This is a genomic window from Flavobacterium denitrificans DSM 15936 (assembly GCF_000425445.1).
Lineage (GTDB): Bacteria > Bacteroidota > Bacteroidia > Flavobacteriales > Flavobacteriaceae > Flavobacterium > Flavobacterium denitrificans.
Window position 1 is genome coordinate 242,924 of the sequence record NZ_AUDL01000011.1, and the last position, 12,353, is coordinate 255,276.

Here is a 12,353-nt window from a genome sequence, read left to right on the forward strand (position 1 = left end):
ATGGAATTTTTTTGGTATGTAGTTTTAATGGGAATTTTGGCTGTTTATCTGGTTTTAGACGGCTATGATTTTGGCGCAGGAATTATTCATTTATTTTTTGCCGATACTGAAAGAGATAAAAAAGTAATCACCAATTCGATTGGCCCGTTTTGGGATGCCAATGAAGTTTGGCTCATTGCAGCGGGAGGTGTTTTGTTTTTTGCTTTTCCAACTTTATATGCATCGTCTTTCAGCGGCTTTTATCTGCCTTTGATTATGATTCTATGGCTTTTGATTTTTCGTGCCATCGGATTAGAGATGCGCGGGCAAGTACATAATCACATGTGGGAAGCGATTTGGGATAAGGCGTTCGGAATTGCGAGTTTGCTTTTGGCACTTTTCTTCGGAATTGCTTTAGGAAATATTGTTCGTGGTGTCAATCTCGGAATGGTTCAAAATGGCGTTTCAACACAAGAGCCGCATTTTTTCTTTCTGCCTTTGTGGAATCCAACTTTTAGTCCGCAGGCAGATGAATTGGGAATTATAGATTGGTTTACGCTTTTCTTAGGAATTGTGAGTGTTGTTGCTTTGACTATTCACGGCGCTAACTGGATTATTTATAAAACGAATTCTTCTTTGAATCCAAAACTGAAAAATGTGGTTTTTAAACTGAACTTTATTTTACTTATTTTGGTTTTTATCTCACTTGGAATCTGGCATTTTATTGAGCCGAAACCGTTTCACAATTTTGTTGAAAATCCAATTCTTTGGTTTTTTCCTTTAATGACTTTTGTTGGAATTGCTGGATTATTCAAAGTGCGTTCGTTTAAAAAAGACGGCCACGGGTTTGTATTTTCAACCTTGTTTTTAGTTGGAGGATTTGCTTCAACCGCCGTTTCAATTTTTCCGAATGTTTTGCCTTCGACTAATAATGTAAATCCGTCTTTGACGATTTATAATACTGCCGCCGGAGAATATGGTTTGAATGCCGGACTGAGCTGGTTTTTTGTTGCTTTGTTTTTAGTGATTGTTTATTTTATTATTCAATACAGGGTTTTTAGTGGGAAGATGGATGATGTTGGGTGTGGGGAGCATTGATGATTTTTTGCCACTAATTGCACTAATTTTCGAATTAATTATATTAATAGCCGTTGGTTTTAACCAACGGTTTTTTAGTTTTAAAGAACATGGCTTTAGCCAAAATTCTAAGTATATTTGGAATAGAATTTAATATCTTCTTGCTAAAAAAAACATATTTATTAGATTCTTTTATGAAAGTTTAAAGAGATTACTTATGGAAATAATTTTATCAATTGTTGGCGGTTTCTTAGTTGGATATTTTACATCATATTTCAATGAAAAAGGCAAGAACAGAGCCACTATTGAAGATACATCGCAATTAACAGAAGAAAGAGAAAAAATAACTTCAAAATATAGTTTGGACAGCACGCGTCGGAAAATTCAATATGAAACTAAAAGCAGCTCTTATATGAAATATTTCAATCTTCTAGATGAACAATCACAAAACGCAAATATAGATGCGCAAGAAGAATTTCTGCCAATCTTAGCTAAATTTAATTCTGATTATATTCCAAATGCAGATAACATACAAAAAGCATCAAAAGCTGCGGCAGAATTTTCTAACTCCATTCAAAAATTAATGCATAAATCTCAAGAAAAATATTTGAAATTTAAAAATGAGACAAATGCTTTAAAATTAATTGCTGGTGATGAAGTTTTAAATTTAATGAATGAAATAGATAAGATTTCTCAACTATCGTTTGATGTATCTGCACAAATGATGAAAGATTTAGCAAAAAATATTATTGAAAAAGATTTGACAACACTAGGTTCACAAAAAAAGTATCTGGAAGATTTAGCTAATCAGACGAATATTTTGAGGGAAAAACTTGTAAAAGAAATTAGATTAGAACTTTCTGAGATATAAGCATTTCTCATTTACCCAAGTGCGCGTTAGGGATAGAAGCGACATCCTTTTGTGACAAATGTTAGGCCTTGAATAACAATGATATTTTCTGGAACAAAAGATATAGTGGATAGCCCAGCCGAAGGCAACGCCCATAAAATACAAATCTGTCTATTCTACGAAAATGAATCTTTAGTTTCACCTTTGTCAAAGTTTTAAACTTTGACAAAGATTACTCTACAAGTGAACTAAATTGAAAATATTTAAAAATCTACACAAATTTGCCGAATTTATGTGATGTTGAATGCTCTAGAATAAAACCTCTTTCGTAATAATATAAAATCCCATTACGAGCACAAACCATCCAAAGAGTGGTTTTAGTTTTGCTCCGTCGATTTTTTTAGAAAGCTGACTTCCAATTAACATTCCGATTAAGGCCATAGCAGAAACGCTTAATAAGAAAGTATAATTAATTGGTGTTCCAATGTATAAATCGCCTGCAAAACCTATTGAGGAATTTATGGTGATAATTAATAATGAAGTTCCAACGGCTTGTTTCATTGGCAATTTGGCAAAAAACAAAAGAGCAGGAATGATTAAAAATCCTCCGCCGGCACCTAGAAATCCAGTCACAATTCCGACCAAAAACCCAATGATGCTTAATTGAATATAATTTGTTTCGGCATTTTTTATTTCGGGCTGCGGTTTCTGAATCATCGAAATGGCTGCTGTAATCATTAAAACCGAAAAGACAATCATAATTAAAAAATCTTTCGAAACCGAATAGGAAGCGATTGAAAATAGGGTAGAAGCAATTTGAGGAAAAATAACTTCGCGAATAATTAAAATGGAAATCACAGACGGAATCGCAAAATACAATGCCGATTTCAGTTTTAGATTTCCCATTTTATAATGACTGTAACTTCCGGAAAGGGCAGTCAAACCAACAATAAATAAAGAATAAGAAGTGGCTTGCTCCGGATTTACCTTAAATAAATACACCAAAATAGGAATCGTCAAAATAGAACCGCCGCCACCAATAAGCCCTAGCGAAATTCCGATAATGATTGAAGCAAAATAGCCTAAATATTCCATTGCATTTATTTTGATGCAAAGGTGCTTCGTAAATTAGAAATCTACAGTAACATTTATCACAGAAGGATTTTTTTGTTTTGCCACGGATTATATTGATTAGAATGATTTTTTTTTTGTGTGCTGATTTTTATTGTCCACGGATTTTACAGATGGAACAGGTTGCCACAGATTAATTACTAAAAGTGTGTCAGGCTGAGCGAAGTCGAAGCCCACAAAGTATTTCGACTTCGCTCAATGTGACAAAAAAATCTGTGAAAATCTGTTTAATCAGTATAATCTGTGGCCAATATCACTTCAATAACTCAATCTGGTTTCGGTTGAGTTTTACCAAACCACGTTGCTCCATTTTTTTTAATAATCGGGAAACAACTTCTCTAGATGTATTTAATTCGGTTGCAATTTCTTGATGCGAAAGTTTGACTTCAGAACAACCGCAAGCATCAGAATGTCTTTTCAAATAAAACTCCAAACGCTCATCCATAGAACGGAAAGCGATATTATCAACCACTTCCAGAACTTCTTCAAAACGGCTTCTGTAAGTTTCTATAACAAATTCGTACCAGGAACGGTGTTCCATCATCCATTTATCCATTAGTTGCAACGGAATCATCATGACCGTTACATCTTCGACAACTTTTGCCATGATTTGACTTTTTTCGCTTTTGGCAGTACAAATCATCGAAATGGCGCAAGCTTGTCCCGGCTGTAAATAATACATTAAAAACTCACCACCATCTTCGCCTTCGCGGTAAATTTTGATTTTTCCCTTTAGGATCAAAACCGTGTTTTTGATGTATTGTCCGGTACGCATTAAAATGGTTCCGGCTTCAAAACTTTGTTGGCTTCCGTTGTCTTCAATCGTAGCAATGAGTTCGTTTGAAAAATTTGGAAAAATGGTTTTTAATGGATTTTGCATTTTTTATAAATATTTTGTCGCATCGAGCGGAGTCGAGAACCTCAACATCTCGACTCCACTCGAACTGGCAGATGCAATTTTGATATCTTTATTTTATCAAAATCGAATTGAAAATTATAATTTTTTACAAAGATAATAGATTCATGTAGTATAAATTATCAGGAATTGGTATTTAAGTTGTATTTTATGCAAATGAATAAATCCTAATTTTCTATCGATTTTGTAGAGTGAATTTTTAAAAATAGTAACTAAATTTGTAATTCACTGATTATAATCCTTTCTCTAAAACGTTTTCTGAGAATAATAATCGAAATCGCATTTGGTACGTTTTTTATAAATAGAAACGTCGTAATTTTACAAAAACACATAATACTATGAATTTATCACAAGAAGATTGGGTTGCTCAGTTAAACGCTGACGAAAATGCAGTTATACTTGATGTAAGAACTGAGGACGAATTTAATGATGGCTATATTGAAAATGCTTTAAACATTGATATCAATAAAGGCCAGGCTTTTATTTATGAAATTGAAGAATTAGATAAAAACAAAAATTATTATGTGTACTGCCGTTCTGGTGCCAGAAGTGCCAAAGCATGTCAGATAATGAACGAATTAGGAATTGAAAACGCCTATAATCTACTTGGTGGTATACTGGACTGGGAAGGTGATACCGTTCAACCATAAAATAGAAGAAGAGGCGCGAAAAGCCTCTTTTTTCGTTTAAAATGCTATTAATAACCAAACTATAAATTACCAGATCATGAGTTTAATACCAGAAGAATATCAGATCAAAAGTCTGATAAATCAAGATACCTATCTTGTAAATGGAGAACTGAAACAATGGACAGGACAAACTACACCTGTGTTTTCTACTATTTCCTCTACAGAAAAATATACGCCGACTTTATTAGGATCAATTCCGTTTATGGCAGAAAAGGAAGCAGCCGAAGTTGTTGAAGCTGCAAATGCGGCTTATGACAAAGGACAAGGTTTATGGCCAACAATGAAAGTGGCTGACCGTATTAAATGCATGGAGAATTTCGTTAAACAAATGAAAGAAACTCGTGAGGAAGTGGTCAAACTTTTAATGTGGGAAATTGGCAAAAACCTTGGCGACTCTCAAAAAGAGTTCGACAGAACGGTTGAATATATTTACGATACCATTGCCAGCTACAAAGAGTTAAACGGGCGCAGTGCACATTTTGAGAAAGTACAAGGCGTAAATGCCATGATTCGTCGCGGGCCTTTGGGAGTTGTTTTATGTCTTGGACCGTATAACTATCCGTTAAACGAAACTTTTTCATTATTGATTCCGGCTTTAATTATGGGTAATGCTGTAATCTTTAAACCAGCAAAACATGGTGTTTTATGTATTTCGCCATTGTTGGAAGCTTTTAGAAGCAGTTTTCCAAAAGGCGTAATCAATATCGTTTACGGACGCGGAAGAGAAGTTGCTTCCCCAATTATGAAATCAGGGAAAATTGATGTTTTGGCATTAATCGGGAACAGCAAATCGGCGATTGCTTTGCAGGATCAGCATCCAAATAAAAACAGACTTCGTTTGATTTTAGGTTTAGAGGCAAAAAATCCGGCAATTATTCTTCCTGATGCCGATTTAGATTTGGCTATTCAAGAATGTATTACAGGATCATTATCTTTCAATGGCCAACGTTGTACAGCTTTAAAAGTATTGTACGTTCACGAATCAATCAGAGAAGAATTCAACAAACGTTTCGCTGAAAAAGTAGATGCTTTAGGATTTGGAAATCCTTGGGAAAAAGGAGTTTCTTTAACGCCGCTTCCAGAAACTGACAAGCCAGCTTATATTCAGGGATTAATTGATGATGCAAAACACAAAGGTGCAAGCATTATCAACGAAAAAGGAGGAAAACATACTGAAAACTTTATTTTTCCAGCTGTGTTATATCCAGTAAATAAAGAAATGAGAGTGTATCATGAAGAACAATTTGGTCCAGTAGTTCCAATTATTTCTTTCAAAGATATCAATGAACCGCTTGAAGATATGGCTGAATCAAATTATGGCCAGCAAGTGAGTTTGTTTGGAAAAGATATTAAAACTTTGGCACCGCTTATTGATGCTTTAGTAAATTTAGTTTGCAGAGTTAATTTAAACAGTTCATGTCAAAGAGGACCAGACGCGTTCCCTTTTACAGGAAGAAAAGATTCTGCAGTTGGAACATTAAGTATTCCAGATGCTTTGCGTTCTTTTTCAATACGTACGTTTGTAGCTTCAAAAGATATCGATTACAACAATGAAATTTTGCAGGAATTGCTAAACAGCAAAGAATCGAATTTCATTAATACCGATTATATTTTGTAGCCATCAGAGTTATATATTAATTGTAGGTCACCGTCTTTTTCTTTTTGAAAGAGACGGTTTTTTTTTTTTTTGAAAGGGACAAAGAGACAAAGATGCAAGGGACAAAGGTTTTAATTTTTTGCCTTCGCTTACCATGGCAAACCTGAAACCTGAAACCTGAAACTTGAAACTTTAAATTTTTATAACCCTATTGTAACAATAAGTTAAAAAAATCCACTAATATTATAACGAAATAAAATCATCAAAATCTTAAAACATTTATGAGAACAAAATCAATGCAATTTTTGCTAATTGCTTTGGCATTTTTTGCACAAAATAGCTTTGCGCAGGAACTTTATATGCCTCGAAATATAAAAGATGCTTACGCAAAAGGAACACGTTCAATGGACGGAAAACCAGGAAAAAACTATTGGCAGAATCACGGGAAATATACAATGGAAATTACTGTTGATGCCAAAACAAAAATAGTAAGCGGAACAGAAACTATTGAATACACAAACAACAGCAATGATACATTGAAAAACTTGCCTATTCGATTTGTAAATAATCTTCATAAACCATCTTCACCTCGAAGCGGCACTGTAAGTCAAGATTTTTTAAGTGACGGATTAACTATTACTTCATTAAAAATTGGTGGCGAAGTCTATAAAGAAGACGGCAGAAAATGGGGAACTGTTGGAGTTGTAAGAATGAAAAAACCTATTCCGCCGCATTCTAAAGCAACAATTAATATTGACTGGAATTATCCTTTGTCTAAAGAAAGTGGGAGAGAAGGACAAATCGACGAAACTACTTTTTTTGTAGCCTACAGTTATCCTCGTGTTTCAGTTTTTGATGACTATAACAAATGGGACAGATTGCCACATACAGATCGTCAGGAGTTTTATAATGATTTTAATGATTATACTTATTCTGTAAAAGCACCAAAAAATTATGTGGTTTATGCAACTGGAGATTTATTAAATCCAGATGAGGTTTTGCAACCCGAATTTTCAGCACGTTTAAAAAAATCTTACGTTACAGATGAAGTGTTGCATATTGCGAATGAACAAGAAATGAAAAACGGATTAGTAACTAAACAGAACGACTGGAATGTTTGGAAATTTGAAGCAAAGCATATTTCTGATGTTTGTTTTGGTTTGAGTGATCATTACTTATGGGATGCAAGCAGTGTTATAGTTGATAAAAAAACAAATAGACGTGCAAGTGTTCAAGCGGCATACGATGTAAAAGGGACAGATTTTGAGGTTTCTGTAAAAAATAATCAATATGCATTGGATTGGTTTTCGAATAACTGGCCAGGAATTCCATATCCGTTTTCTAAAATGACCGCTTTTCAAGGATTTGCTGATATGGAATATCCAATGATGTGCAACGACTCACAAATGGGGGATCCGGTTTTTGCACAATTGGTTCAGGATCATGAAGTAGCGCATACCTATTTTCCTTTTTATATGGGAATCAATGAAACACGATATGCTTTTATGGATGAAGGATGGGCTACAACTTTTGAATATTTAATTGGAATTGCCGAACATGGCAAAGAAGCAGCAGATAAATTTTATAAAGACTTTAGAGTTAAAGGTTATATTAATGATCCATCAACTGAGGAAGATCAACCGATTATCTCAATGTCGTCCCAGGTTTCTGATGCGGGCTACGGAAACAATTCTTACGGAAAAGCTTCACTTTCTTATATAGCTTTGAAGGATTTGCTGGGTGATGATTTATTCAAAAAAGCATTACATTCTTATATGGAGAATTGGAACGGAAAACACCCAATTCCTTGGGATTATTTCAATTCGTTTAATGCGGCAACAGGTAAAAATCTGAATTGGTTCTTTAATAATTGGTTTTTCACGAATAATTACATTGATCTTACAGTTAAGAATGTAGAAAAGAATAAAATTGCAATTGAAAATACAGGAGGTTTCGCAATTCCTTTTGATATAAAAGTTGTTTATGCGGATAATTCAACTGAAATAGTACATCAAACACCAGCAATTTGGGAAACAAACCAAAAATTGGCAACAATTAATTTGAAAAGCAAGAAGGAAATTAAGCTAATTACGATTGATGGCGGTATTTTTATGGATGCTACTCCTGCGAATAATATGTGGGTTAGCAAATAATTCTTAATAATAATAAATCAAGAAGCCGTCTTTTTTAATGAAAATGACGGTTTTTTTTATTTTTTAAGTAAAATAATACAAATGTGGAAAACCGTATTAAATTGTTCACAGAAAAAGTTACGTTTGCAAAAATATAAACAATTGAATTATTAATGAAAAAGTACCACATTCTTTTAGGTTTATTGCTTTCTTTTAAAAGTTTTGCGCAAAACGATTCGAAAACCGCATTTCAAAAGAGCAGATACGAATTAGCTGTTTCGTATTATAAAAAAGCAGATTTTAGAAAAGCATTAGACTTATTTTCTATTGCTTCAAAACTTAAACCAGAAAACGAATTAGGAAAAGAATCGACAAAGCAGGTAGATGCTTTAAAAACTATTCTTAGAAATGATGTTCTAAGTCGTGTTGTTGGAAAATGGAAATTGACGGGAGATAAACCTACTTGGGCACAAACCACAATTACAAGTCAGAATGATATTGAAGAAATTATTGAAATAAATCAGGATAAGATTTTATTTTTTGTAACAGATAAAAAAACGCTGATCAAAAAAATGGTAAAATCAGAGGATTTGAAATATTATAATAAAGATGTGACCGACGGTGTTTTTTCAGATATAATTCTTTCTGATGGGACAATTTGGAGTTGCTTATTGGATGAAGAAGCAAATGTGCTTCACGTTATAAATATTGCCAAACAAACTGAAAAAGGCATCGAAAATATAACCAGCAATAATGAAGAAGCTTATTTTGTAAGAATAAAATAATAAAAGGGGAATCAAATGATTCCCCTTTTTATGTTTGTGTATCGATTACAAAAATTTAAAACCTACTGAAAAATTAGAAATACCTGTTTTAATGCTTCTTCCAGATGGATCAAGATCGGTTACGCCTGCTAGATATCTGTAATCGACTGTAAATCGCCATAAATCTACTCCGGCACCACCAAGAAAACTGCTATTGTTTCGTTCAAAAGCAATAAAATTGAGATTATTGCTTGCATTAATATCAGAGTAGTTTTTCCAGTTGTATCCAAGAAATATTCTGACGTTTCCTAATTTTCCTAAAGGGAGAACTTTTAAACCAGCAATCAAAGTTGCGTCAGTACCGCCTAACTCATATTCTGTTTCCCCAATTCCGGTTTGCGAAACGCTAAATTTTGATTTAGCATATCCAAATTCACCCTGGCCATAAAAAAGCGCCAGATTTACTCGAACAAATCCAGCAAAACCATACTCGGTTCCTGAACTTTTAGAACTGAAATCATCAGTAATTACGGAAGTTATATTAGTAGAAAATTGAGGTCCAACTTGTATTAGCTGCGCAAATCCATTGACACAAATACATAATAATGTAGCGAGAAAGAACTTTTTCATAACTGGTTTTTATTTATTTTGATACTATAAAATTAATTATTAATAATTAAAATAGAATGATTTTTCTGGTTTATTTTTAGTTATCTTTTTGATAATGAGAAGGATGTTGTTTTTTGATTTCGAAATGTTTTTCATTTTTAAATGGCGTAAATTTGGCTTAAGACTAAATACCTTATTTGAAATGAAAATTACAGCAATTGAGCCTTCGCAAACTTGGAAAATCCGACACGAAGTAATGTGGCCCGATCAGCCTTTTGAATATGTTCAATTAAAAGAAGATAATCTAGGATTGCATTTTGGTGCTTTTGAAAATGAAGAACTAGTTTCAATTGTTTCCTGTTTTTTTTCTGAAAATGAAATGCAGTTCAGAAAATTGGCAACTCTGGAAAAATATCAAGGAAAAGGAATCGCTTCAAAACTGCTGCAGCATGTATTTGCGTTGGCTAAACAAAGAGATATCACTAAAATTTGGTGCAATGCGCGCGCCAATAAAAAGTCATTTTACGAAAAATTCGGAATGATTGATACACAAAAAACTTTCTCTAAAGAAGGCCAGGAATTTACCATTATGGAAATTTTATTGTAAAAATTTAAGATCAAATTGAGGAATAAAATAAAGAGTGCCAATTTTTTATGTTTATTATTTTTTTGAAAGTTGATTTTGTTTTTTTCAACAAAACTTCAGTTGCAAATTTTGCTCGACTGCATTTTTGATATAAAATCATTTGTATAATTGTGGAATAAATAGCGAAAAAAAAAGAAAACGTTTTCGCTTATTATCGACATGTTAAGACTTTCTTATTTTATTTTTTTTATTGTAATCTTTTAGTACTTTCGCACCGAAATGAGAAAGTTAATAGTATTTTTAGTATTCATGAATTTGCTTCTGTCAGGTGGAGGCCAATATCTTAATGCTAATACTATTGGAGCTTCTCAGCATCATTTGCTTGAAAAAAAGCACCGTGTAAAATTCACAAACCAAGAACGTGGCACTTCACTTATTGAAGATGCAGATGTGGATGTTGAAGAAGATTTGCTTGGAAATGATGATGCTAATGATGGACTTACAACGAAATTTGTTGCAGTTAATTACAGTTTACTTGATAACTGGTATTTGACTTTTTCGGAGCAATCTGCTACAAATGAATCTAATCGTTTTAAAATCTACGCGCCTTTTCTTGCGCACTCAAATCCTATTTACATTACGCAACGCGTATTAAGAATTTGATTTACCAATATACATCGGTTACCTGTTGTGTAATCCCGCTATCTTGTTGATGTATATTTTTCTACTTCTTCTTAAATGAAAGTGAGGTTATAACTTACTGGTGTCTGATGCATTTTTCCATCTAAGGGAATCACTGTATTCCAAGCATTCAATCGCTTAATTTCCAAACTAAATCATGAAAAGAATTATTTTGTTCACAGGCTTAATTGCCTTTGTGTGCCTAACTAGTTGTACAACTAAAAAAGAAGAAAAAGAAGAAGTTGAAGTATTTACGGTAACAAATCCGGTAAAAATCGATACTTCATTTACAAAAGAATATGTTTCGCAGATTAAATCTGTCCGAAATATCGAAATCCGTGCCCAAGAAAAAGGGTTTTTGCAAAACATTTATGTTGATGAAGGACAATTTGTGAAAGCTGGCCAATTGTTGTTCAGAATTATGCCAAATATGTATCAGGCAGAATTGCTAAAAGCACAAGCGGAACAAAAATCAACTGAAATCGAATTGCAGAATGCTAAACTTTTAGCAGATAAAAACATCGTTTCTAAAAACGAATTGAGCGTTGCTCAGGCTAAATTGCAATCAGCAAAAGCTGAGGTTTCATTGGCAAAACTTCATTTATCATTCACAGAAATCAGAGCTCCGTTTGACGGAACAATTGACCGTATTCCATTAAAACTTGGAAGTCTTATCGATGAAGGCGAATTATTGACAAGCCTTTCAGACAACAGTCAAATGTTTGCTTATTTCAATGTTACTGAGCCAGAGTATCTTCAATATCAGACAGATGTTCAAGATCGTGCTGAGACCAAAGTAAATTTGGTTTTGGCGAACGGCGAAACGTTCAAACATAAAGGAAACGTAGAAGTAATTGAAAGTGAATTTAATAATGAAACTGGAAATATCGCTTTTAGAGCAAGATTCCCTAATACCGAAAAATTACTTAGAAATGGCGAAACTGGACAAGTACAAATGTATTTGCCTCTTAAAAACGCTATTGTAATTCCGCAAAAAGCGACTTACGAAATTCAGGATAAAAAGTATGTTTTTATTGTTGATAAAAACAATAAAGTTACTTCAAGAGAAATTACTATTACAGGTGAAATCCCTGATTTGTACGTAATAAAAAGCGGTCTTTCTGAAAATGACAAAATCTTGCTTGAAGGTGTTCAGAAAGTAAAAGAAAACGACAAAATTAAATATGAATACCAAGCTCCTCAAGAGGTAATGAAACATTTGCGTGTAAAAGCAGAATAAGGATTTTGTTTAAAAGTTTCAAGTTTCAGGTTTTCGTGAAACTTGGAACCTGAAACCTTAAACAATTTTAAACTTTCATTTGGTTTAATCATTAAAAAAATA

General features: G+C 33.3%; 12 protein-coding genes. 9 read left to right on the forward strand and 3 right to left on the reverse strand.

Annotation, left to right across the window (positions count from 1 at the left end):
* The gene (gene cydB / locus H600_RS0107110; protein WP_026728133.1) at positions 1–1,077 is read left to right on the forward strand and encodes a cytochrome d ubiquinol oxidase subunit II; all 1,077 of its coding nucleotides are present in this window, start codon (positions 1–3) and stop codon (positions 1,075–1,077) included.
* A 196-nt stretch (positions 1,078–1,273) separates the two neighbouring features.
* Entirely contained in the window at positions 1,274–1,927 is a 654-nt protein-coding gene (locus H600_RS0107115) for a hypothetical protein (RefSeq protein WP_026728134.1), read from the forward strand.
* Between the two features lie 288 nt (positions 1,928–2,215).
* Here H600_RS0107115 and H600_RS0107120 read toward each other — a convergent pair whose 3' ends face one another.
* Positions 2,216–3,001 carry a sulfite exporter TauE/SafE family protein gene (locus H600_RS0107120; protein ID WP_026728135.1) on the reverse strand — a complete coding sequence of 262 codons (786 nt, stop codon included), beginning with the start codon at positions 2,999–3,001 and terminating at the stop codon, positions 2,216–2,218.
* Between the two features lie 289 nt (positions 3,002–3,290).
* Positions 3,291–3,917 carry a Crp/Fnr family transcriptional regulator gene (locus tag H600_RS0107125; protein WP_026728136.1) on the reverse strand — a complete coding sequence of 209 codons (627 nt, stop codon included), beginning with the start codon at positions 3,915–3,917 and terminating at the stop codon, positions 3,291–3,293.
* Between the two features lie 374 nt (positions 3,918–4,291).
* On the opposite strand from H600_RS0107125, the gene H600_RS0107135 reads away from it, so the two are divergent.
* The 4 genes from H600_RS0107135 (at position 4,292) to H600_RS0107150 (ending at position 9,156) form a co-directional block, all read left to right on the forward strand.
* Positions 4,292–4,603 (forward strand): rhodanese-like domain-containing protein, encoded by a 312-nt coding sequence (locus H600_RS0107135; protein ID WP_026728137.1) that lies wholly within the window; start codon positions 4,292–4,294, stop codon positions 4,601–4,603.
* Positions 4,604–4,679: 76 nt separating this feature from the next.
* Positions 4,680–6,260: an NADP-dependent glyceraldehyde-3-phosphate dehydrogenase gene (locus tag H600_RS0107140; protein WP_026728138.1), complete on the forward strand. Its 1,581-nt coding sequence runs from the start codon at positions 4,680–4,682 to the stop codon at positions 6,258–6,260.
* 260 nt (positions 6,261–6,520) lie between these two features.
* Positions 6,521–8,392 (forward strand): M1 family metallopeptidase, encoded by a 1,872-nt coding sequence (locus H600_RS0107145; RefSeq protein WP_026728139.1) that lies wholly within the window; start codon positions 6,521–6,523, stop codon positions 8,390–8,392.
* Between the two features lie 152 nt (positions 8,393–8,544).
* On the forward strand, positions 8,545–9,156 hold the full coding sequence (locus H600_RS0107150; protein WP_026728140.1) for a hypothetical protein: 612 nt from the start codon (positions 8,545–8,547) through the stop codon (positions 9,154–9,156).
* Between the two features lie 45 nt (positions 9,157–9,201).
* On the opposite strand, the gene H600_RS0107155 is transcribed toward H600_RS0107150, so the two are convergent.
* On the reverse strand, positions 9,202–9,765 hold the full coding sequence (locus H600_RS0107155; RefSeq protein WP_026728141.1) for a hypothetical protein: 564 nt from the start codon (positions 9,763–9,765) through the stop codon (positions 9,202–9,204).
* Between the two features lie 181 nt (positions 9,766–9,946).
* Between H600_RS0107155 and H600_RS0107160 the strand changes: the two genes are divergently transcribed.
* The 3 genes from H600_RS0107160 to H600_RS0107175 all read left to right on the forward strand — a co-directional run bounded on the left by H600_RS0107160 (position 9,947) and on the right by H600_RS0107175 (position 12,251).
* Positions 9,947–10,351, forward strand: a complete 405-nt coding sequence (locus H600_RS0107160) for a GNAT family N-acetyltransferase (RefSeq protein ID WP_026728142.1) — start codon at positions 9,947–9,949, stop codon at positions 10,349–10,351.
* Between the two features lie 258 nt (positions 10,352–10,609).
* Positions 10,610–10,993, forward strand: coding sequence for a hypothetical protein (locus H600_RS0107170; protein ID WP_026728143.1), 384 nt, complete (start codon positions 10,610–10,612; stop codon positions 10,991–10,993).
* 175 nt (positions 10,994–11,168) lie between these two features.
* On the forward strand, positions 11,169–12,251 hold the full coding sequence (locus H600_RS0107175) for an efflux RND transporter periplasmic adaptor subunit (RefSeq protein ID WP_026728144.1): 1,083 nt from the start codon (positions 11,169–11,171) through the stop codon (positions 12,249–12,251).
* Positions 12,252–12,353: the final 102 nt, after the last annotated feature.